Genomic DNA, 20,382 nt, shown 5'->3' on the forward strand with positions numbered 1-20,382 from the left:
ATGCCACTTGCATTGCACAACTTCCTGTTTGTCGTCTACCCCTACATTTGCCTGGCCGTCTTCCTGATGGGCAGCCTCGCGCGCTTCGACCGCGACCAGTACACCTGGAAAAGCGATTCGTCGCAGCTGCTGCGCTCCGGCCAGCTGCGCTGGGGCAGCAACCTGTTCCATATCGGCATTCTGTTTCTGCTGTTCGGCCATACCGTGGGCCTGCTCACGCCGCATTTCATGTACGAGTGGCTGATCACCGCGCCACAAAAGCAGATGCTGGCCATCGTCTCCGGTGGCGTTGCCGGTGTGGTGTGCTTCATCGGCCTGACGTTGCTGCTGCACCGGCGCATTGCCGATCCGCGCATCCGCCGCACCAGCCACCGCACCGATCTGGCCATCCTCATCATCCTGTGGGTGCAACTGGTGCTGGGCCTGGCGACTTTGCCGGCATCGTTTTCGCACCGGGCTGACGCCAGCGCCATGCTGGTGCTGGCCGACTGGGCGCAGCGCATCGTCACCTTCCGCCCCGACGCTGCAGGTCTGGTGGCGCTGGACTGGCCGTTCAAGGTGCACATGGTGCTGGGCATGACCATCTTCCTGCTGTTCCCCTTCAGCCGTCTGGTGCATGTATGGAGCGGTCTGGCTTCGGTGGCCTACCTGGCGCGCCCCTACCAATTGGTGCGCTCGCGCCGATTGAACCTGCCAGAAAACCGTGAAGGAGGCCGGTCATGAGCGACCACCTGCACGTTGGCGCAGGTGGCTGCGGCAGCCACGCCTGCACTTGTCAGGAGAGTGAGACAACCGGCATGCCGCGTATCGAGGCGCCGTTGGATGCTCCGCGCTCCACCTTTCCTGTTCCGCAGGTGAACGGCATTGCCTTGTGCGACACAAATGAGCTGCTGGATGCGATGGAACTGCGCCAGCGTGCCTGCACTGAGTTGCTGCGCCAGGCTGCGATGGAGCAAGGGCTCTTGGCGGCTGATGACCCAGTGCCCAGCGCCGGCGCGATCAGCGAAGCAGCGGGAGATGCCATTGAGCACCTGCTGGACAGGGAACTCCACTTGCCAGAACCCGGCGACGAGGCGGGTCGCCGCCACTATCAGGCGCATGCGGCGCGCTATGCCTGTGGAGCGCGGGTATTGGCGCGCCACGTGCTTTTTGCCGTGACGCCCGGGGTGGATGTGAATGCACTGCGTCAGCGCGCCGAAGCCTGCCTGCTTGATGTGCGCAGCGCCACGCCGGAAGAACAGGCTGCGGGCGACCGCTTTGCTGCCGCCGCACGGGCCAGCAGCAATTGCCCCAGCGGAGCGGATGGCGGAAAGCTGGGATGGTTAAGCGCCGAGGACTGTGCGCCCGAGTTCGGCCGAGAGTTGTTCGGCCACTCAGAGATTGGTGTGCTGCCGCGCCTGGTGCACAGCCGCTTCGGCCTGCATGTTGTTGAAGTGCTGGAGCGCGAGAGTGGCACCGTTCCCCCTTACGAGCAGGTGCGCGCTGCGGTACTGCAACAACTGCACCAGCAAAGCTATGCAACAGCCCTGTCGCAGTATTTGCGTTTGCTGGCCGGGCGTGCACGCGTGGTTGGTGTGGATCTGGATGCTGTGCAGACGCCGCTGGTGCAGTGAATGCCAGACGACGACCTGCTCCAGCGCCTGCGCCGCTTCCGCGACCATGCCTTTCCGCTGCATGAAGAGCAGTTTCGTGTGTTGGTGGACCATGGCCAGCATCCCGCTACGCTGTTCATCGGTTGCAGCGACTCGCGGTTGGTGCCGTACATGCTGACCGGCACCGGGCCGGGAGAATTGTTTCTGGTGCGCAATGTGGGGGCCTTCGTGCCTCCCTATGACGGGAGCTGGGGCTACCACGGGACTTCGGCTGCCATCGAGTTTGCAGTCCTGAATCTGCAGGTGCGTCGCATCATCGTCTGTGGCCACAGCCATTGCGGCGGTATTCGTGCGCTGTATGGCGGCGTGCCGGATGCGGCACGCAATCTGGCAGCCTGGCTGGAGCTGGGCCGTGAAGCGGCACTGCCGGTGGCGGAGCCGGGAGCCGATGTGCTGCGCCGTACGGAGCAGCGGGCCGTGGTTCTGCAGCTGGAGCGGCTGATGGATTACCCCATGGTGCGCGAACAGGTCGAGGCAGGCACGCTCAGCCTGCATGGATGGCACTACGTGATCGAAGACGGCGAAGTGCATGTTTTCGATGTGGCAAGCGATAGCTTCATTGCCGCTGCCGAGGCGAGCCATGCGGGAACCGGGCCTTACGAGCCCTATGCAGAGTCTCCGGCTTGATGCGGAGGAGGCTCTGGCTTGGTCTTCTCCTCCTTAAGCTCCAACGCATTCCATTGCGACCAGTTAGGTCCAAAAAGCTCAGCGGGGTGTTGCGACCGCTCCGACCCATTGCCACAGGCCATGTCGGATGCAGCACAGTAACGGTCGCAGCCCCAGCAGGTGCGCTCAGGATGTGCAGGGTTGTTCGGAAAGCGTTTGGCCATGAATGCGAGGGGGAGGACAATTCCACTATGTGCGACAACTTGACACAAGAAATTGACATAAATCATTAACAGCGCGCACCATGCGGTGACGCCATCGACCGGCAGCGACAATTCATGGCTGTGACCCTGCAATTGCACACCCTCCCTTCAGCAGGCTTCGACGAGCCGTTTGGCATGCTGCATGCTTGCCACGGCCGGGTGGAGCGCACGTTGGCGCTGCTTTCCCGTTTGGGCGAGTACCTCGCCGCGCAGGGGGGCGGGGTGCCCGATGAGCAGGCTCGCGATGCAGCCGCCGATGTACAACGCTATTTCGACCTGGCCGCGCCATTGCACCACCAGGATGAAGAGTTGCATGTGTTCCCGGTGCTGCGCGCATCGGGGGCGAAGGCGCTGGCCGATGCCCTGCAAGCCGAGCATGAAAGGATGGAGACTTTGTGGCAGCCTATTCGGGCGGATTTGCAGGCCGTGCACGCTGGAAACGCTCTGAGCAGTGAGGAAATGGCCGAGGCGCGCGTTCGCTGGGCTGATTTTGCGGCTTTGTATGCACGTCACATCGCGGCGGAAGAGGAACTGGCCTATCCTCAGGCCCAAACGTGCCTTGGTTTGCATGAACAGTTCGCCATGGGCAGAGACATGGCGCAGCGCCGCGGCGTTCGCTATCCGGATTCCACGACATGAATCCGCCCACTGAAGCTGCCCAAAGTGGATCGCGCCGCGATGCACAGCAAGGAGGTGATCGCATGAATCAGGAGGGCGCGGAGGCATCGGGCCGCCCGCTGGCCGTCAAGATTGGCGCCATTGGCTGCGCGTTGCTGTTGATGGCACTCATTGCCATCGGACTGACGCTGCGGCTTACCTGGTCACTTGAAGGAGGGGCTGCCGCGATCAACGAAGCTGGGCGCATGCGCATGCAGACCTGGCGGTTGGCGCAGGCTTTGCCTGGTGCCGATTCACAGCGGGTTGCCTTGCTGATGGGGCAGTTTGACGCGAGCCTGGCTTTGTTGCAGCGAGGCGATGCCACCCGTCCGCTGTCTGTGCCGCGCAATGAGGATTCTCGCGCGGCATTGAAGGTTGTACAGCAAAGCTGGCAGGAGCTTCGCAAGGAGTGGCAGCAGCCGCTTGCGGACGGCAATGCAGCACAGAATACTGTCATTGCGCGGCAGGCCGAGGACTTCGTTGGTGGCGTTGATCGCCTGGTGGGCACCATTGAGCAGCAACTTGCGCGCTGGACCACCCTGCTCAACGTAGCGCAGTTTGTAATGATGGCATTGGCCATCGCTGCGGCACTGGCGCTCATGTATTCTGCGCAACTGCTGGTGTTCGGTCCGCTTTCACGGCTGCAGGCCGCGTTGGCAAGCGTCGAGGCGGGCGATTTGTCGGCCCGGGTGGCTAGCGAAGGTGGCGATGAATTCGGTGCCGTGGCCCGGGGCTTCAACCGCATGGCAGTGCGGCTGCAGGATTTGTACTCCAGCCTGGAGCGCCGTGTGCAGCAGAAGACCGAACATTTGCAGACCGAGCGCGCACGGTTGGCGGCCCTGTACGAAGGCGCGGCTCTGGTCGCCCAGGCTGATTCATTGCAGGCGCTGGCCCAGGGCTTTGCAGCCCAGACGCGCAAGATCGTGCAAGCCGATGCCGTGGCAGTGCGCTGGTCGGATGAAGACAATCGTCGCTATGTGCTGCTCGCCTCGGAGGGATTGCCCGACGAAATGGTCGATGCCGAACACTGTGTCCCCACGGGAGACTGTTTCTGTGGCCAACCCAAGGCCCAGGCGGAGACGCAACTGGTGGTGCTGCAGGACTGGCGCGGAGGCGCTTCCTCGCGGGCAGGCCGGGTGGATGCCGGACAGTGCAGCCGGGCTGGATTTGCCTATGTGCTGAGTGTCCCCGTGCGGCTGCATGAACGCATGGTCGGCGAGGTTGACCTGTTCTTCCGCCATCCAACCGAGCTCGGTGCTGACGACCAGGCACTGCTGGATGCATTGGCAAGCCACCTGGCGGGTGGCATGGAGGGGTTGCGCGCCGATGCGCTTCAGCGAGAGGCTGCAGTTGCGGATGAGCGCGGTCTATTGGCGCGCGAGCTGCATGATTCCATTGCGCAGAGCCTGGCATTTCTGAAGATTCAGGCAGCATTGCTGCGCGACGAAATCGCTCGGGAGCCGCCGGATGGCGACCGTGTGCAAGCAACCTTGGCGGAATTGGATGCGGGCATACGCGAAAGCCTGTCTGATGTGCGCGAGTTGCTGGTGCATTTCCGTACCCGAACCAACGCAGAGGATATTGGACCCGCGCTGCGTACCACGTTGACCAAGTTCGAGCACCAGACGGGCCTGCCCGCACATCTGAGTATCGAGGGCGAAGGCATGGCGCTGCCGCCTGATGTGCAGGTGCAGGTGCTGCACGTGGTGCAGGAAGCGTTGTCCAATGTGCGCAAGCATGCGCAGGCACATGCCGTATGGGTAGATGTACAACAGGCGCCGCAGTGGGTGGTGGAAGTGCGCGACGATGGCCGAGGTATGGAGAATGCGTCGCCTGCGCTGGACGAGACGCATGTCGGCCTGCGCATCATGCGCGAGCGTGCTGCAAGCATCGGCGCAACACTGGAGATCACCTCCGTAGTGGGGGCGGGCACCTGCGTGGCGCTGACCTTGCCGCGCCTACTGCCCACAACCGAAACATTTGAAGCGGAAAGGAGCCTGCCATGAGCGCGGAGCAAACCCAGCGCACCCCGATTCGGTTGCTGGTGGTCGATGACCATCCGCTTTTCCGGCGAGGCGTCACAGCGCTTTTGGCGACCCAGCCGCAGCTGCAGGTGGTGGGCGAAGCTGCAGATGCTGGAGAGGCGCTGCGCCGTGCAGAGCAATTGCAGCCCGATGTGGTGCTGCTGGACCACCACATGCCCGGTGTCAGCGGCGTGGATCTGCTGCCCGGTTTGCGAGAGGCTGCACCATCGGCGCGGGTGCTGATGCTTACCGTCAGTGAGGATGCAGACACGCTGGCGCTGGCATTGCAGCGTGGAGCGCATGGCTACCTGCTCAAAACGGCGGACAGTGAGGTGCTGGTTGCGGCCATTGAGCGCGCGCTGCGCGGCCAATCCACGGTGAGCATGGAAATGACGGACAAGCTTGTGAGCGCATTGCAAGCCCAGCAGCCGCGGATGCCTGCACCGTCTGTGCCACCCGTTGTTGTCGGGCCGGTTGATCCGCTCGAGCAGTTGTCACCACGCGAGTTCGAGATTCTGCGCGAGATTGCGGCGGGGGCCAGCAACAAGGAAATTGCACGCAGCCTGGCAATTGCCGAAACTACGGTGAAGATTCATGTTCAGCACATTCTGCGCAAGCTGGGCCTTTCATCAAGGGTGCAGGCAGCAGTGCTGTTGACTGAGGGGCGTGGGCGCGCCAGTGGGTGATGGGGTGTACCGGCGCGCCGTGATGCCTTTGCCGTGAGAGGGGAACGTTACTTGGCCAGGGCGAGAGTGCCCTTCATGATTCCGGAATGGCCGGGGAACGAGCAGAACCAGGCATAGCTCTCGCCGCTTTTGAGTTTGGCTACGTCAAAGGTCACAGATGTGGATTCACCGCCGCCAATGACCTTGGTGTATGCGACCACGCGGCTGTCGCCAGGTTTCACATAGTCCTTGTCCGCTCCGGCGGAGATGCCATCGGTCGCTGCCGCTTGCAGGTCGGCAGCCTTGCTCAGCACCCAGTTATGCCCCATGGCAGTCTTGGGCAGTTTGCCCGTGTGCTTGAGGTTCACGGTGAACTGCTTGCAGCTGGCAGGTACGGCAATGCTGGACTTGTTGAACTGCATGGCGTCGTTGGCTTCGATGGCGATATCGCAGCCAGCGGCAGCCATGGCCGGTGCAGCGATCAGGGTACCGAGCAGCAGGGCAAGTTTGGTTCGAGCTTTCATCATTTTCTCCGAGGTTGAAAAACAAGCTGAGAAGCAGTTTGCCAAGCTGCAGATGAAAGGGATTCGATGTGGATCAAAGCCGCGCGCCTTCGGCCCGCAGAGCGCCCGCCGTACCGGGTTTCGCAGGCAATGGCCGTTGTACAAAAGCTGAAACAGGCGCCCCTCGGCAAGCTCCAGCCATGTCGGCCTTGGATTGCGTGGGGCGCCGTGGCCTGAGCGGCGCGCGTCAGGCGAAGGTGTTCACACCCTTGGCGTGCATGCGCTGCTGAAGCTCGTCAAATTGTCCCGCCCAGAAGCATTCGGCGAAATCGGCCATGTCGCCAACAGCATGCAGTTCGGTGCTCAGGCCGACCATTTTCTTCTTGAACAGGCCTGCCTTGATCCGCTGAAAGAACATCAGCTGGTAGTAATCCACATCATCGTGGCAAATGCGGCTCACGCTCAAGGTGGCGCTGTTTTTGGTGTGTTGCAGCACGTAGGCGGGAAGAGGTGCCTCCTGCGTCTCCAGCCAGCGGCCCATGATGGTCGTCCAGTCCGTGGCCTCCAGAACTTCAAGGAATGCCTGCACGGTCGGTGCGGACTGCGGTTGATCGTCATGGGCGCCGATCTTGATGCTGGTGTATGCGTACACGTCGAGGGTCCTGGTTCTGTCTGATCTTCGGTGGACGAACTTGTACCATGGATCGACAATTTCTAATATGGTTAGTTATTGAGGGAGGCGCACTGGCTGCCGATCAAACAGGACGGTGGCGTCTGAGCAGCAACGCCAGCGTCTGCCACGCCGCAGGTTGTTCTGCCATGGCTACCGAGATCCGCAGCAGGGTCGAGGGTGCCTGGCGTGGTGAGAACAGCACGCCTGGCGCCAGCAGCAGCCCGTACTCTGCCGCCTGGCGGGCCAGCAGCTCGGAATCCATGCCGCAGTCCACCCAGGCAAAGGTTCCTGCCACGGGCTCGTGCACGGCCTGGCAGCCCAGTGCTTCCAGCTGGCGCAGGCAGCGGTGGCGCGCCTTGTCCACGCGCTCGCGCAGCCGGTCTACATGCTTGCGGTAGCTGCCATCGGCCAGGATGCGGTGCACGATCTGCTCGCTGGGCAGGGCCGATGTCAGGCCGCCCAGTAGTTTCAGGTCGGTGAGGCGGTGGATGAATTCGGGGCGCGCTGCCACATAGCCCACGCGCAGCCCGCCCGAGAGGGTCTTGGAGTAGCCGCCGACCAGCAGCACGCGCTGCAACCGGTCCATGGCGGCCAGGCGCAGCGGCATGTTGCCCAGGTACTCGGAGTAGGTGTCGTCCTCCACCAGCAGGAAATCGTGCCGCTCGGCGATGCGCAGCACTTCGTGTGCCACGCCGGCCGACAGGCTCAGGCCGGTAGGGTTGTGCACGGCGGTGTTCAGGATGAAGAGCTTGGGCCGGTGCTGTTCTGCCAGGGCTTGCAGTGCCTGCACGTCAGGGCCGCCCGGCAGACGCGGTACGCCCACGACATTGACGCCCATGGTGTTGAGGCGGCCGAAGATCAGGAACCAGCCCGGGTCCTCGACCAGCACCGTGTCACCGGGTTGCAGAAAGCCGCGCACGATCAGATCGAGCCCATGGGTGACGCCGCTCACCGTCATCAGGTGCGTCTCGGGGTGGGCTGGTACCTCCTGCGCCTGCAGGGTGGATGCGATCTGCCGGCGCAGCGGTGCAAAACCCTGGGGTAGGCCATAGCCCAGCAGGCCCAGCTCCGCACGCGCGCCCTGCTTGAGGATGGCGCGCATCGCACCGCTGATCAAGCCCTCGTCCATCCAGCTGGCGGGCAGGCAGCCCGCGCTGCCGGTGTGGCCAGAGCCATCAGCATCCTCGCGGAAGATGCCGCGCAGCAGGTAGGTGGTGTCGAAGGCCACACCCTGAGCCAGCGCAGCTGCAGGTGCAGGCGGGGTGGCTGACACCGCGCGCCGGGCGCAGACGAAAAAGCCCGCACCACGGCGCGACTGCACCAGGCCCTGGGCGGCCAGCCGGTCGTAGGCCTGCACCACGGTGTCGCGGCTCACGCCGGCCTGCTCGGCCAGCGCGCGCACGGACGGCAGACGCATGCCGGCGCGCAGCCCATGGTTGCGGATGCGGTTTCCAAAATGCTCCACCAGTTGCTCGACCAGGGATGCGCTGCCGGTGCGCACCGGCTGCCACCCCCAAGTGGCGGCAGAGACCTGGGCGGAGAACGCAATGTCAGGGGCGGGTGAAAGTGTCTGGGTCATGGAGGCAGGCCAATTCTTGAAGTGGCCAGATAAAGTGTACTGGCACTGTACTGATTTTCAAAGCTAGCATGTTCGTACATCTCCTTTTTTGCTTTTCTTCTCTCCTTTCCTGCCCGCTGCCATGTCCTTTCTGCCTGAAACATCCGCCTTTGTTCTGCCGCTGGCCTTGTTCACCTTCGTCAGCTCCGTCACGCCGGGCCCCAACAATGTGATGCTCACAGCTTCCGGTGCCACTTTCGGCTATCGCCGCACCGTGCCGCATATGCTGGGCATCAGCCTGGGCGTGGTGGTCATGCTGCTGCTGGTGGGGCTCGGGTTGGGTGCGGCGTTCGAGCGCGAGCCCCGGCTGTACACCTTGCTCAAGTACCTGGGCGCGGCCTACCTGCTGTGGTTGGCCTGGAAGATAGCCCGCTCGGGGCAGGTGGACGCGGGCCAGGCGGGGCCCCGGCCTTTTGGCTTCTGGCAGGCAGCGGCCTTCCAGTGGGTCAATCCCAAAGCCTGGATCATGGCCATCGGCATTGTTGCTACCTACACGCCGCGCGATGGCTATGCGGGCAACCTGCTGCTGGCGGCACTGGTGCTGGGCCTCGTGAACTACCCCAGTGTCAGCGTCTGGACGCTGTTCGGCAGTGCAGTGGGACGCGCCCTGCGCACGCCCCGGGCCCTGCAGCGCTTCAACTGGGGCATGGCGGCACTGCTGGTGCTGTCGCTCTACCCGGTGCTGGAAGGCTGAATATCTCAATGAAAATGGCCTGCAGTGCAGGCCATGAAATCGCCATAAGCTATATTATTTATAGCAATCCGAGGCGATTCGAGGCAATTCAGGATGGCTCCTGCCCCATGGCCGGGTCGCTGATCGAGTGCTCGCCGGTCTCCACCCGTCCGGCAAAGCGGCGCCGGTAGCTGGCATCGGCATTGCTCGTTACCTCAAAGTCGTACCAGCAGCCGCTGTCGTCGAGCTTCCAGTGCTTCTTGCGGCTCTGGCCGCGCTTGAGCTTGAACGACCATACGTCGTCGCCCAGGTAGGCCAGGGGCTTGACGGTGATCACACATTCGCCGCGTCCCTGGTTGTTCACTTCCAGTTCCACGCGGCCGTGCTTGGTGTCGTAGCCCACGCTGATCTCCGGCAGCGGCGTACCGGCTGCGCCTTGCAGGCGCATGTCACCGGCAAAGTGGCGGTGAAAGCCGTTGGGGCCGAGCACCCACAGGTCGTAACGGTCTTGGCTGTCCTGGGTGCTCCACACGTCATCCAGCGACAGGCCCGGCTGCACCATGTAGCGGCGCGGCAGGCGATCGAGGTGCAACTTGTCGTACACATGGAACACCGCAGCAGCACGGCCAGTGTTGCTGAACTCCAGGCGCACGGTATGGCCATTGGCATCGGCCGATGCGTTCACATGCAGCGCATACGGCAGTGCGCGTGATGGGCGCACGCCCGCTTCCTGAACAGGAAAAACGCGGTCTGTAGCGGGCACCACCTGGGGCAGGGCCTGCTGCTGGGCGCGCAGCGCATCGGCCTGGGCCTTGTTGATGCGGCCGGCGAGCGGCGGCAGGGCTTCGTTGTTGGGCCGGGCAAAGTTGAAGGCGCTGGTCAGGTCTCCGCAGACCGCACGGCGGAAGGGCGAGATGTTCGTCTCCGGCACACCAAAGCGCGCTTCAATGAAGCGCAGCACCGAGGTGTGATCGAACACCTGCGAGTTGACCCAGCCGCCCCGGCTCCAGGGCGAGATCACGTACATGGGCACGCGCACGCCCGGGCCGTACACGCGGCCATCGGGCTGGGGCTGGCTGGAGGTGCCAGGCGGCTTGGGGTGGGTGAAGCGCTCCACCGCCAGATCGGCCTGCGGCAAGGTGGTCTTGCCCGCCCAGGTTCCGTCAGGGTTGATGGAGGGCGCAGCCGGCGAGGGAACATGATCGAAGTAGCCGTCGTTCTCGTCAAAGTTGACGATGAACACCGTCTTGCTCCACACATCGGGGCGGGCGGTCAGGGCGTCCAGCACTTCCTGCGTGTACCAGGCGCCCTGCACGGGGCTGGATGGCCCGGGGTGCTCGGAATACACCTGCGGCGCCACGATCCACGACACCTGCGGCAGCTTGCCGCCCAGCACATCCTGCTTGAAGCTGGCCAGAAAGCCGTCGTCGGCCATGGTGTTGGCAATGCCTTTGTAGAGCGGATTGCCTGCATCGTCGGCCTCGTCGTAGGCGGGGGAGGGCACATGCTCGTCGTGGCTGACCGGCTTGCCCGATGCTTCGTTGGCCTTGCGGTACTGCTTGAAGCCGGCCAAAGGGTTGTCGGTGTAGTTGTCGGGCATGTTCTGGTACACCTTCCAGCGCACGCCGGCTGCCTGCAGACGCTCTGGGTAGGTGGTCCAACTGTAGCCGGTGGCGGATGGCCCGATGCCGTCCCATTCGTTGACGACGGCTGCCACGCCCGCACCGGTGGGGCCGTTGGTGCCCGTCCAGTGGAACATGCGGTTGGGGTTGGTGCCCGCGTGCATGGCGCAGTGGTAGGCATCGCACAGGGTGAATGCATTGGCCAGGGCAAACTGGAAAGGCAGCTCCTGTGCCTTGAAGTAGCCCATTGAGGCCGTGGTCTTGTAGCGCGGCCACTGGTAGAGGCGCCCGCCGTCCCAGGCGTTCTGGCCATCGTTCCACGAGTGCGGCGTGCCGTTCACGCGCTGGGCGTTGCCCTTCTGGCTGTCCAGGTGGTAGGGCAGCACGGTGGTGCCGGTGGCATTGCGTTGCTCCCAGACGGATCTGCCCTCTGGCAGTGGAATGGTGAAGCGGTCTCCAAAGCCGCGCACGCCGTGCAGAGTACCGAAGTAGTTGTCGAATGAGCGGTTTTCCTGCATCAGGATCACGATGTGCTCCACATCACGGATCGTGCCTGTCTGGTTGTTGGCAGGAATGGCCAGCGCCCGGCGGATGCTGGGCGGAAAGGCTGCCAGCGTGGCCGCGGCGATGCCGGTGGTCACCGTGCCTTGCAGAAATTGGCGGCGTGAGTTCATGGGGATTTTCGGATGTTGTGGATGGGAGGTGCTGGCGCAACCAGCCAGAGGACTCTAAAAATCCGCCATGACAGACCCATGAAACATGAGGAATCGCAATGCCCAAAGGCAGGTAAGCGATGTAAGAAACTGTGCTGGTCTGCGGGTGTTACGCCCTGCGCCTGGGGCAATGGCGGGCTCAGGGTTTTTGCCCGGGGCCGGGAGTTGGAGGCTGTGGCTACAATGGATTCACTGCCTTATCCCGCGATTTTTCGGAGAACCCCATGTCCAGCCATCACGACGACAGCGAACACCAGCCCAACGATGCCGTGGAAGCGATTGTTCCGCTCGTGCCCGTGGTGCTGCCGGTGGTCGGCGCGCTGATGATGTTCTTGCTGGCATTCATTGCAGTCCACATGGCCTGACGGAGCACTGCCCTCCACACAACCAGCCCGCTTGCAGCGGGCTTTTTTGTTGCCTTTTGCGGCTGTTGGAGCGGGGGGCTGTCATCTGCATGGCGGCCTGCAACCCTGGTGACAGTGCTTTTCGCAAAGAAACCGGTATCAAATAATAAATGCATATATCAATGCATCAAATGCATAGATATTGGATGGACGCATCGCCGTTTTGGGGGCCGACTGCTAAAATTGCGCTCCCGACACGCTGTATTCATGCGGGCTCAAAGGCCAAGCCACTGAGTGCAGCGTAGCGAGGAAACGGTTTTTCAAAGCCCGCAGCTTTTTGAACAGGTTCTTGGGAGCAGCGGTTTTTGATGAACCGTTTTACAACTTTAGAAAGTCCTCCCATGAACGCAAACGTCAATACCGGCGTGGCCATTCAGGCTCCCGACTACGTCAAGAACCCCAAGCTCATCGCCTGGGTGGCCGATATGGCTGCACTGTGCAAGCCCGATCGCGTCTACTGGTGCGACGGCAGCCAGGAAGAATACGACCGCCTGTGCCAGCAACTGGTCGATGCAGGCACTTTCAAGAAGCTCAATCCCGCCAAGCGCCCCGGCAGCTACCTGGCCTGGTCCGACCCATCGGACGTGGCCCGCGTGGAAGACCGTACCTACATCTGCTCGGCCAACAAGGACGACGCCGGCCCCACCAACAACTGGATGGAGCCTGCCGAGATGCGTTCGACTCTACAGCCGCTCTTTGACGGTTGTATGAAGGGCCGCACCATGTATGTGGTGCCATTCAGCATGGGTCCGCTGGGCTCGCCGATCGCCCATGTGGGCATCGAGCTGTCCGACAGCGCCTATGTTGCCGTCAACATGAAGATCATGACCCGCATGGGCAAGGCCGTGTACGACGTGATCGGCACCGACGGCGAATTCGTACCCTGCGTGCACACCATCGGCGCACCGCTGCAGCCCGGCGAAAAGGACACCACCAGCTGGCCTTGCAACAAGACCAAGTACATCGTGCACTACCCCGAGACGCGCGAAATCTGGTCGTACGGCTCTGGCTACGGTGGCAATGCGCTGCTGGGCAAGAAATGCTTTGCGCTGCGTATCGCCTCCACCATGGGCAAGGACCAGGGCTGGCTGGCCGAGCACATGCTCATCCTGGGCGTGCAGAACCCCGAAGGCCGCAAGTACCACGTGGCCGCCGCTTTCCCATCGGCCTGCGGCAAGACCAACTTCTCGATGCTGGTGCCGCCTACTGGCTTTGATGGCTGGAAAGTCACCACCATCGGCGACGACATCGCCTGGATCAAGCCACAAGCTGACGGCAGCCTGCGCGCCATCAACCCCGAAGCGGGCTACTTTGGCGTGGCACCTGGCACCAACTACCACACCAACCCCAACTGCATGGCCAGCCTCGACAAGGACGTGATCTTCACGAACGTCGCACTGACCGATGACGGCGACGTCTGGTGGGAAGGCATGGAAAAGGACAGCGGCAAGCTGCCCGATCACCTGATCGACTGGCAAGGCAAGGACTGGACGCCACAGATCGCCAAGGAAACAGGCGCCAAGGCCGCGCACCCCAACGCCCGCTTCACCGTGGCAGCCACCAACAACCCGGCGCTGGACGACGCCTGGGACGACCCCAAGGGCGTGAAGATCGATGCCTTCATCTTCGGTGGCCGCCGCTCCACCACTGTGCCGCTGGTGACCGAGGCGCGCAACTGGAACGAAGGCGTCTACATGGCTGCCACCATGGGCTCGGAAACCACCGCCGCCGCCTTTGGCGCGCAAGGCGTGGTGCGCCGCGATCCGTTTGCCATGCTGCCCTTCATGGGCTACAACATGAGCGACTATTTCGGCCACTGGCTGAACCTGGGCAAGAAGCTGCAGGCCTCGGGCGCGACCCTGCCCAAGATCTACACCACCAACTGGTTTCGCAAGGACGAAGCGGGCAAGTTCGTCTGGCCCGGCTATGGAGAGAACATGCGTGTGCTCAAGTGGATGCTGGACCGCCTCGAAGGCAAGGCCCAGGGCGAGCAGACTGCCTTTGGCGTGGCACCGCAGTACGCCGAAATCAACTGGACCGGCCTGCAGTTCAGCGCTGACCAGTTCAAGACCGTCACCAACATCGACACCAAGATCTGGACCGAAGAGCTGGCCTCGCACCAGGCGCACTTCGACAAGCTGGCCCAACGCCTGCCGCAAGAATTGCTCGACATCAAGGCCGATCTGGAAAAGCGCCTCGTCGAAGCCTGACCATCGCATTGCCCGGCTTGCTGCCGGGCAGGCTGAAACAGCAAGCCCCGCATGCCTTGGCACGCGGGGTTTTTTGTTTTTGATGTGACTCGTTCTGAATAGGGACAGGACGGGCCATGCTCGACATCCGGCAGCTGAAAGTCAGGGGTAGCCGCCTTGGGGCCGCTTGATCCTTGGCTTCATCTCACCTGCCTTTCTTTGGAAGTTCTTGGCGCCAACGCTATTCAGGATGGGCCACTCCCATGAAAAAAGCCACGGCATGCCGTGGCTTTTTTGTTATTTTGATAGCTGCTGGCGCTTATTGGGTGTACGCTAAGGGCTGTTTTTATCAGTAGTTCTTGTGGTAGAACGACACAGCGGCGTCGCTCATTGCACGGTTCAGGTCGGCCATGACGCGGCTGTCGCGCAGGGCAGCTTCCCAAGTCTTTTCGTCTTCTGCTGCGCGGCGGTGCTCTTGCGACCATGTGGTGCCGAGGGCACGCAGGCTGCTGCTCAGGTTGCGGGCAGGAGCGGCCAGCAGGGCGATGGCGACGAAGGCCACAGCCCACAGCAGGGCCCAGCCAGCAATCCAGTGGCTGCCGCCGGCGACGGAGTCGATCAGACGGTTGGCGCCCACCAGCACGGCAGCCACGATGGCGGCCAGCACCAGCGACTGGCCTACGCCCTTGCCGCTGAAGGTGGATTTCAGATTCTCAGCAGCTGCTTCCACACGCAGAACGCCCGTGTGTTCGGTAGCCATGTCGGTGTGCACAAAACTGTTGGTCATGATGGATGTCTTTGTTTTCCAATGCTTCTTTGAAGCGATGGATGAAGTATAGGGTTTACCCCAGGGTCTCTCAAATTTATATTTTGAATCTGTATCATTCATGCCAGTGATGTATTGCCGGCCCCTCGCTGGCGCAGGAGGGCCGCATGCAGGCACACCAATTTCGCCACTTGGATCTGAACCTGCTCCGCGTATTTGACGAGGTGATGACGGAGCGCAGCCTGACGCGGGCGGCCGACAAGCTGGCCATCACGCAGCCGGCTGTAAGCAACGCCATGCGCCGCCTGCGCGAGGCGCTGGGTGATGAGCTGCTGGTGCGCAGCGGCCAGGGCGTGGAGCCTACGCCGCTGGCCCAGGCCCTGTGGCCAGCGGTGCGCGAATCGCTGGCGCGATTGCAGAACACCTTTGCCCCCGAACGCTTTGACGCCGCCAAGGCCACCCAGGCCTTTGTGGTGGCCATGGCCGATGCGACGGCAGCCACCTTGCTGCCCAGCCTGATGCACATTCTGGAAACCGAGGCTCCCGGCGTCTCAGTGCATGTGCAACCGCTCACTACGCGTGATCCGCGCGAGGTGCTGGACGACGAGACTGCCGATCTGGCCGTTGGTTACTTTCCCTTTGTAGTGGCCGAGATGACGGCGCGTGCGCAGTCGGGCGCATTGGTGGATTTTGAGAGCCGACGCCTCTATGACGGCGAATACCTGTGCGTGATGCGCAAGGGTCATCCCCTGAGTGAGAGCTTGCTCACATTGGACAGGTACTGCGAAGCGCGGCACATGCTGGTCAGCTTCTCGGGCCAGCCATTCGGCTTTCTGGACGAGGCGCTGGCGTCTATCGGCCGCAAGCGCCGGGTGGTGCTGACGGTGAACCAGTACTTCACCGCCGCGCGCGTGGTGGCGCGCACCGATCTGCTGACCGTGCTGCCGCGCCACTTTGTTCCTGCCACGGGCATCGAGGATCAGCTCGCCTTTCAGCCGCTGCCGCTGCGGGTGGAGTCGGTGCATGTGGATGCGCTCTGGCCCAGCCGTGCGGGGCATATTCCACATTCGGCGCTGGAGTGGCTGCTGCATGCACTGGAGCGTTCGGCTCGCGCGGCTTTTCCTGACCAGGAATTGCCGCTGTAATGCGAGAGGGTGCTTACCGGTGGAGCGCATGGTAGGCTTTGGCCATGCACCTGCAAATTCTTTCCGATCTGCACCTGGAGACCCACCCGAATTTCCACGCCCAGCCCGCGCCTGGCGCCAAACTGCTGGTGCTGGCGGGCGATATCGGCTCATACCAGAATGGATCCATGCTGCCAGACGAGGACTTCGGCCTTGCCCAGTTCAGCCCGCAGCAAGCGGGCGGGCACTGGCCGGAGCCGGTGATCCTGGTGCCCGGCAACCATGAATTCGACGCGCAGGATTTTGATACCGCCCGCGCCCGGCTGCGCGCCAGCTGCAACCGGCTGGGCATTGTCATGCTGGACTGCGAGACCGTGGTGATGGACAGCGTGCGCTTTGTCGGCACCACCTTGTGGACCGATTACGACGCCATTGCCTTGCACAACGGCGTGACCGAATTGGGCGCGCTGATGAAACAGCGCGAAAAGGCCTACAAGGCAGCCAATTTCTACCTCACCAAGGCGGAGATGATGCGGGATGGCCAGCCCTTTCTGGCCGCCGAAATGCGTGAAGAAGCCCTGCGCTGTCAGGCTTGGCTGCGTGCTGCATTGGCCGAGCCTTTTGATGGCAAGACTGTCGTCATCACCCACTTTGCCCCGAGTCTCAGAAGCGCCGATCCGCGCTACGGTCTCACCCCGGGCACTGCTGGCTTTTGCAATGCGCTCGATGATCTGCTGCCCTGTGCAGACCTGTGGATCCACGGCCACCTGCACGCGCCCAGTGATTACATGGCAAGCGGTACGCATGCCGACGGCAGGGCCTGGCAGTGCCGCGTGGTAGCCAACCCTCTGGGCTATGCCCGCAAAGGGGAACAGGAGACATTCAATCCGCACTGTGTGGTGGCAGTCTGAGAGCGGTGGCCGGAACTTTGGTGGCGCTCTGGCGTCAAGCCATGACATAAGTCAATACTTGTTGCGCAGTAAACCTCTACAGTGGCGTGTAGGGGCGGTTTGAACGCGTTTCCCGCGTATGCCCGGTTGGCATGCCTCTTGAGCGTGAATACGTTCTTATTTCAGGAGTTCAGATATGCGGATTCTATTGGCCGTCGATGGCAGCCCCTTTACCCAGAAGATGCTGGATTACCTGGCTACGCACGCGGAGTGGCTCGGGGCTTCGCACAGCTACACCGCCCTCACCGTACAGCCACTGCTGCCCCCCCGCGCGGCCAAGGCGCTGGGCAAGGAACTCGTGAGCGACTATTACGCAGAGGAAGCGCAGAAGGTGCTCAACCCGGTGCACCAGTTTCTGGACCAGCACAAGGTCAATGCGCAGCTCGAAAGCAAGACCGGCCATATCGCCGAAACCATTGCCGAGACCGCCGATAGCGGTGGCTACGACCTTCTGATCATGGGCACTCGCGGACATGGCGCACTGGCCAAGCTGGTGATGGGTTCGGTGGCGACGCAGGTGCTGGCGCAAAGCAGGATTCCGGTGCTGCTGATCCGTTGATCGCAGCCAGGTCGGTCGGGTGGTTACCACTATGACCGCTCTGTCATTTGCTATTCACACCATAGCAATACTTGGCGCAGACAATGCGCCAATGCCTCATCAGGCTAGCAAGGGAGGGAGGCGGCTGGCAATACAGATGCCAGTGAGGCTCCAGGAGCTGCTTGCATTCCGTGCGCGGAATGCAAGCAGCTTTTTTCTTTCTTCCTCATTCTTTCTCTTTCGCCTTCCTCCTTCGTCCTTTTCACGAGGCAGCCCATTGCAGGAGGCAAGGGCAGTGCGCCTCATGCCGAAGCAGTGGCGCGCGCCGCAGGGGTGGCTGGCGCCAGGCTGGCCTTGGCGGTGCGCAGCATGGCATCCGTCAACTGGCTCAGCAGGGCGGACTGCAGGTTCCAGCAGTGCCAGTACAGGTCGACACGCAGCACCTGCGATTCGGCGACGTTGACGAGGCGCCCATCCGCGAGAAAGGGACGTGCCAGCAGCTCGGGCACCACGCCGATGCCCCAGCCGGCTGCCACCGCGCGCACCTGGGCTTCCGAATTGGGTACGAACAGCTGGTGCAGGCCCACCGTCTTGAGACCCATGGCTCTTGCGACGAACACGCGCTGCATGTCGTCCTTGCGGTTGTAGCTGAGAAACGGCAGGTTCTTGAAATTGCTGCGGTTCAGGCCCGAGGGCACGTGCTGCTGGGCAAAACCGGGTGCGGCCACCGCCATGTAGTGCATGGCCCCCAGCGCCGCCACGCGGCAGCCGCGCAGGGCCTGCGGCATGGTGGTGACACAGCCGAGCACTTCGCCCGTGCGCAGCAGCTCCAGCGTGTGGTCCTGGTCGTCGGTGATGATTTCCAGCGGCAACTGCTGCAGGGCAATGTCCTGCAGGGCATCGATGGCCCAGGTGGCAATGCTGTCGGCGTTGATGGCGATGCTGATGGCCTCGTCATGCGCCGTGCGGCGCGCAGAATGTGGCATCAGGCTGTGCAGTTCCTGCTCCAGGTCGGTGCGCAGCAGGCGCAGCTGCTGGGTGTGCTTGAGGAGCAACTGCCCGGCCGCCGTGGGCCGCAGCGGCCGGCTGCGCACCACCAGCACCGAGCCCACCTGCGCTTCCAGCGCACGCAGGCGCTGCGAGACGGCCGATTGCGTCACGTTCAGGCGGGTGGCGGCTTTTTCGAAGCCACCCTCTTCAATCACTGCGGCAAGGCACTCCAGCGCGATCGGGTCCAGGTTGTTCATGGCAGCAAGGGGCTTGTATTAGTAAATCTGATGATTCTTGAAGAAGTTTAATTGCACTTTATGTAACAGCCAAACTGGCAGACACTGCAAGGCATGAAAATCATCATCCTCGGCGCCGGCATCATCGGCACCAGCACAGCCTGGCATCTGCTGCAACTGGGTCACGACGTCACCGTGGTGGACCGCCAACCCGATGCTGCGCTGGAGACCAGCTATGCCAATGCGGCGCAGATCTCGGTCAGCTATTGCGAGCCCTGGGCCAACAAGCACGCACCGATGAAGGCGCTCAAGTGGATGTTCGACAAGGAAGCGCCGCTGCTGCTGCGCCCGCACGTCGATCCGCAGCAGTGGAGCTGGCTGACCAAGTTCCTAGCCGAGTGCAACGACCGCTCCTTTGCCCGCAACGTGCAGCAGATCGTGGCGCTGGGCGCCTACAGCCACACAGCGCTGAAAGACGTGGTGGCGCAGACCGGCATCCAGTTCAACCGCCTCGAACGCGGCATTGCCCATTTCTTCACCAGCGACGCGGCGGTGGAAGACGCGCAGCAGGCTGTTGACTTGATGCGCCAGTACGGCGTGAACCGCCGCATGGTCAGCACCGAAGAGTTCCTCCAGATCGAGCCCGCCTTCAAGCCCTATGCTGCGCAGATCAAGGGTGGCACCTTCACCGAAAGCGATGAGAGCGGCGATGCCCGCGTCTTCACGCAAAAGCTCGCCCAGCTGTGCGCCCAGGGCGGCGTCCAGTTTCTCTACAACCACAGCGTCCAGCGCTTGAACATGGCGGGTGGCGCTATTGAATCCGTAGCTGTTCGCGCGCATTCATCGGGCATTGCAGCCGGTTTTGATGCACAAGAGCAGGTGCTGAAGGGCGACGCCGTCATCGTTGCCTGCGGCAGCTACACCGCGCCGCTGTTGCGCACCGTGGGCGTGAACGTGGCCATCTATCCTGGCAAGGGCTACAGCGCCACCTTGCCGATCCTGCGGCCCGAGGCGGCGCCTTTCGTCAGCTGCATCGACGACGGCAACAAGCTGGCCATGAGCCGCCTGGGCAACCAGCTGCGCGTGGCGGGCACCATCGAACTCAACGGTTTCGATACATCGCTGGATTCTCCGCTCGCCAAGGCGCGGTGCCACATGCTGGCGCGCCGCGTCGAAGAGTTGATGCCCGGCGTGTGCGACACCCGCCTGCCCGAGCAAGGCGGCAACCCGCAGTTCTGGACGGGCCTGCGCCCCGCAACACCCACCAACATCCCCTACATCGGTCGTACCAAGGTGGGCAAGCTGTGGATCAACGCGGGCCACGGCACCCTGGGTTGGACCCATGGCGCCGGCAGCGGCAAGGCCATGGCCGAGCTGATCAGCGGCCGCATGCCCGAGATGCCGTTTGGCTTCTACGGCTTTGAAGGCACCGGTGCCCGGCAGGCGGCATTCGCATCCTGAGCCCTGGTGGAGCGAAAAAGGCCGCACAGTGTGCGGCCTTTTTGCTGGAGCGGTG

20 protein-coding genes are annotated in these 20,382 nt (G+C 62.8%); 13 read left to right on the forward strand and 7 right to left on the reverse strand.

Annotated features, from left to right (window positions below; genetic code table 11):
• The 3 genes from narI to LAD35_RS01160 are packed head-to-tail and all read left to right on the forward strand — an operon-like array spanning position 1 to position 2,279.
• Positions 1-723, forward strand: a complete 723-nt coding sequence (gene narI / locus LAD35_RS01150) for a respiratory nitrate reductase subunit gamma (RefSeq protein ID WP_224150942.1) — start codon at positions 1-3, stop codon at positions 721-723.
• On the forward strand, positions 720-1,613 hold the full coding sequence (locus LAD35_RS01155; protein ID WP_396022767.1) for a peptidylprolyl isomerase: 894 nt from the start codon (positions 720-722) through the stop codon (positions 1,611-1,613). The genes narI and LAD35_RS01155 overlap by 4 nt, the downstream gene beginning before the upstream one ends.
• On the forward strand, positions 1,614-2,279 hold the full coding sequence (locus LAD35_RS01160) for a carbonic anhydrase (protein ID WP_224150943.1): 666 nt from the start codon (positions 1,614-1,616) through the stop codon (positions 2,277-2,279). It abuts the gene before it with no gap.
• Here LAD35_RS01160 and LAD35_RS01165 read toward each other — a convergent pair.
• Positions 2,258-2,482: a DUF3079 domain-containing protein gene (locus tag LAD35_RS01165; protein ID WP_224152553.1), complete on the reverse strand. Its 225-nt coding sequence runs from the start codon at positions 2,480-2,482 to the stop codon at positions 2,258-2,260. The two genes, LAD35_RS01160 and LAD35_RS01165, sit on opposite strands and share 22 nt — an antisense overlap.
• 114 nt (positions 2,483-2,596) lie before the next feature.
• Between LAD35_RS01165 and LAD35_RS01170 the strand changes: the two genes are divergently transcribed.
• The 3 genes from LAD35_RS01170 to LAD35_RS01180 are packed head-to-tail and all read left to right on the forward strand — an operon-like array spanning position 2,597 to position 5,888.
• Entirely contained in the window at positions 2,597-3,160 is a 564-nt protein-coding gene (locus tag LAD35_RS01170; protein ID WP_224150944.1) for a hemerythrin domain-containing protein, read from the forward strand.
• The gene (locus LAD35_RS01175; protein ID WP_224150945.1) at positions 3,157-5,184 is read left to right on the forward strand and encodes a type IV pili methyl-accepting chemotaxis transducer N-terminal domain-containing protein; all 2,028 of its coding nucleotides are present in this window, start codon (positions 3,157-3,159) and stop codon (positions 5,182-5,184) included. The genes LAD35_RS01170 and LAD35_RS01175 overlap by 4 nt, the downstream gene beginning before the upstream one ends.
• Positions 5,181-5,888, forward strand: coding sequence for a response regulator (locus LAD35_RS01180; RefSeq protein WP_224150946.1), 708 nt, complete (start codon positions 5,181-5,183; stop codon positions 5,886-5,888). Before LAD35_RS01175 ends, LAD35_RS01180 begins: the two co-directional genes overlap by 4 nt.
• 47 nt (positions 5,889-5,935) lie before the next feature.
• On the opposite strand, the gene azu is transcribed toward LAD35_RS01180, so the two are convergent.
• From azu to LAD35_RS01195, 3 genes are all read right to left on the reverse strand, one after another.
• Positions 5,936-6,391 carry an azurin gene (gene azu / locus LAD35_RS01185; RefSeq protein WP_377779842.1) on the reverse strand — a complete coding sequence of 152 codons (456 nt, stop codon included), beginning with the start codon at positions 6,389-6,391 and terminating at the stop codon, positions 5,936-5,938.
• 226 nt (positions 6,392-6,617) lie between these two features.
• Positions 6,618-7,022, reverse strand: coding sequence for a hypothetical protein (locus LAD35_RS01190; protein ID WP_224150948.1), 405 nt, complete (start codon positions 7,020-7,022; stop codon positions 6,618-6,620).
• A 103-nt stretch (positions 7,023-7,125) separates the two neighbouring features.
• Positions 7,126-8,622: an aminotransferase-like domain-containing protein gene (locus LAD35_RS01195; protein WP_224150949.1), complete on the reverse strand. Its 1,497-nt coding sequence runs from the start codon at positions 8,620-8,622 to the stop codon at positions 7,126-7,128.
• Between the two features lie 121 nt (positions 8,623-8,743).
• Between LAD35_RS01195 and LAD35_RS01200 the strand changes: the two genes are divergently transcribed.
• Positions 8,744-9,355, forward strand: coding sequence for a LysE family translocator (locus LAD35_RS01200; RefSeq protein ID WP_224150950.1), 612 nt, complete (start codon positions 8,744-8,746; stop codon positions 9,353-9,355).
• Between the two features lie 88 nt (positions 9,356-9,443).
• On the opposite strand, the gene LAD35_RS01205 is transcribed toward LAD35_RS01200, so the two are convergent.
• Positions 9,444-11,630, reverse strand: coding sequence for a phosphocholine-specific phospholipase C (locus LAD35_RS01205; RefSeq protein ID WP_224150951.1), 2,187 nt, complete (start codon positions 11,628-11,630; stop codon positions 9,444-9,446).
• 263 nt (positions 11,631-11,893) lie between these two features.
• Here LAD35_RS01205 and LAD35_RS01210 point away from each other — a divergent pair, with 263 nt between their 5' ends.
• Together LAD35_RS01210 and LAD35_RS01215 are read left to right on the forward strand one after the other, a co-directional pair.
• A complete protein-coding gene (locus LAD35_RS01210; protein WP_224150952.1) occupies positions 11,894-12,034 on the forward strand; it encodes a hypothetical protein in 141 nt (46 codons plus the stop codon).
• Between the two features lie 380 nt (positions 12,035-12,414).
• Positions 12,415-14,283, forward strand: a complete 1,869-nt coding sequence (locus LAD35_RS01215; protein ID WP_224150953.1) for a phosphoenolpyruvate carboxykinase (GTP) — start codon at positions 12,415-12,417, stop codon at positions 14,281-14,283.
• Between the two features lie 328 nt (positions 14,284-14,611).
• Here the strand turns inward: LAD35_RS01215 and LAD35_RS01220 are convergent, their stop codons facing one another.
• Positions 14,612-15,049, reverse strand: a complete 438-nt coding sequence (locus LAD35_RS01220) for a hypothetical protein (protein WP_224150954.1) — start codon at positions 15,047-15,049, stop codon at positions 14,612-14,614.
• A 146-nt stretch (positions 15,050-15,195) separates the two neighbouring features.
• Here LAD35_RS01220 and LAD35_RS01225 point away from each other — a divergent pair, with 146 nt between their 5' ends.
• The 3 genes from LAD35_RS01225 (at position 15,196) to LAD35_RS01235 (ending at position 17,661) form a co-directional block, all read left to right on the forward strand.
• Complete coding sequence (locus LAD35_RS01225) at positions 15,196-16,173, forward strand: LysR family transcriptional regulator (RefSeq protein WP_224150955.1); 978 nt, start codon at positions 15,196-15,198, stop codon at positions 16,171-16,173.
• 44 nt (positions 16,174-16,217) lie between these two features.
• Positions 16,218-17,063 carry a metallophosphoesterase gene (locus LAD35_RS01230; protein ID WP_224150956.1) on the forward strand — a complete coding sequence of 282 codons (846 nt, stop codon included), beginning with the start codon at positions 16,218-16,220 and terminating at the stop codon, positions 17,061-17,063.
• Positions 17,064-17,238: 175 nt separating this feature from the next.
• A complete protein-coding gene (locus tag LAD35_RS01235; protein ID WP_224150957.1) occupies positions 17,239-17,661 on the forward strand; it encodes a universal stress protein in 423 nt (140 codons plus the stop codon).
• Positions 17,662-17,942: 281 nt separating this feature from the next.
• On the opposite strand, the gene LAD35_RS01240 is transcribed toward LAD35_RS01235, so the two are convergent.
• The gene (locus LAD35_RS01240; RefSeq protein WP_224150958.1) at positions 17,943-18,887 is read right to left on the reverse strand and encodes a LysR family transcriptional regulator ArgP; all 945 of its coding nucleotides are present in this window, start codon (positions 18,885-18,887) and stop codon (positions 17,943-17,945) included.
• Positions 18,888-18,980: 93 nt separating this feature from the next.
• Here LAD35_RS01240 and LAD35_RS01245 point away from each other — a divergent pair, with 93 nt between their 5' ends.
• Complete coding sequence (locus LAD35_RS01245) at positions 18,981-20,327, forward strand: D-amino acid dehydrogenase (protein ID WP_224150959.1); 1,347 nt, start codon at positions 18,981-18,983, stop codon at positions 20,325-20,327.
• Positions 20,328-20,382 lie beyond the last annotated feature (55 nt).

It is taken from the genome of Comamonas odontotermitis (assembly GCF_020080045.1).
Taxonomy (GTDB): Bacteria; Pseudomonadota; Gammaproteobacteria; order Burkholderiales; family Burkholderiaceae_C; genus Comamonas; species Comamonas odontotermitis.

What these genes read in the sequence shown, in the direction of transcription:
- narI (WP_224150942.1), top strand. Translation starts at nt 1, where the DNA reads ATGCCACTTGCATTGCACAACTTCCTGTTTGTCGTCTACCCCTACATT.
- LAD35_RS01155 (WP_396022767.1), top strand. Translation starts at nt 720, where the DNA reads ATGAGCGACCACCTGCACGTTGGCGCAGGTGGCTGCGGCAGCCACGCC.
- LAD35_RS01160 (WP_224150943.1), top strand. Translation starts at nt 1,614, where the DNA reads ATGCCAGACGACGACCTGCTCCAGCGCCTGCGCCGCTTCCGCGACCAT.
- LAD35_RS01165 (WP_224152553.1), bottom strand. Translation starts at nt 2,482, where the DNA reads ATGGCCAAACGCTTTCCGAACAACCCTGCACATCCTGAGCGCACCTGC.
- LAD35_RS01170 (WP_224150944.1), top strand. Translation starts at nt 2,597, where the DNA reads ATGGCTGTGACCCTGCAATTGCACACCCTCCCTTCAGCAGGCTTCGAC.
- LAD35_RS01175 (WP_224150945.1), top strand. Translation starts at nt 3,157, where the DNA reads ATGAATCCGCCCACTGAAGCTGCCCAAAGTGGATCGCGCCGCGATGCA.
- LAD35_RS01180 (WP_224150946.1), top strand. Translation starts at nt 5,181, where the DNA reads ATGAGCGCGGAGCAAACCCAGCGCACCCCGATTCGGTTGCTGGTGGTC.
- azu (WP_377779842.1), bottom strand. Translation starts at nt 6,391, where the DNA reads ATGAAAGCTCGAACCAAACTTGCCCTGCTGCTCGGTACCCTGATCGCT.
- LAD35_RS01195 (WP_224150949.1), bottom strand. Translation starts at nt 8,622, where the DNA reads ATGACCCAGACACTTTCACCCGCCCCTGACATTGCGTTCTCCGCCCAG.
- LAD35_RS01200 (WP_224150950.1), top strand. Translation starts at nt 8,744, where the DNA reads ATGTCCTTTCTGCCTGAAACATCCGCCTTTGTTCTGCCGCTGGCCTTG.
- LAD35_RS01205 (WP_224150951.1), bottom strand. Translation starts at nt 11,630, where the DNA reads ATGAACTCACGCCGCCAATTTCTGCAAGGCACGGTGACCACCGGCATC.
- LAD35_RS01210 (WP_224150952.1), top strand. Translation starts at nt 11,894, where the DNA reads ATGTCCAGCCATCACGACGACAGCGAACACCAGCCCAACGATGCCGTG.
- LAD35_RS01215 (WP_224150953.1), top strand. Translation starts at nt 12,415, where the DNA reads ATGAACGCAAACGTCAATACCGGCGTGGCCATTCAGGCTCCCGACTAC.
- LAD35_RS01220 (WP_224150954.1), bottom strand. Translation starts at nt 15,049, where the DNA reads ATGACCAACAGTTTTGTGCACACCGACATGGCTACCGAACACACGGGC.
- LAD35_RS01225 (WP_224150955.1), top strand. Translation starts at nt 15,196, where the DNA reads ATGCAGGCACACCAATTTCGCCACTTGGATCTGAACCTGCTCCGCGTA.
- LAD35_RS01230 (WP_224150956.1), top strand. Translation starts at nt 16,218, where the DNA reads ATGCACCTGCAAATTCTTTCCGATCTGCACCTGGAGACCCACCCGAAT.
- LAD35_RS01235 (WP_224150957.1), top strand. Translation starts at nt 17,239, where the DNA reads ATGCGGATTCTATTGGCCGTCGATGGCAGCCCCTTTACCCAGAAGATG.
- LAD35_RS01240 (WP_224150958.1), bottom strand. Translation starts at nt 18,887, where the DNA reads ATGAACAACCTGGACCCGATCGCGCTGGAGTGCCTTGCCGCAGTGATT.
- LAD35_RS01245 (WP_224150959.1), top strand. Translation starts at nt 18,981, where the DNA reads ATGAAAATCATCATCCTCGGCGCCGGCATCATCGGCACCAGCACAGCC.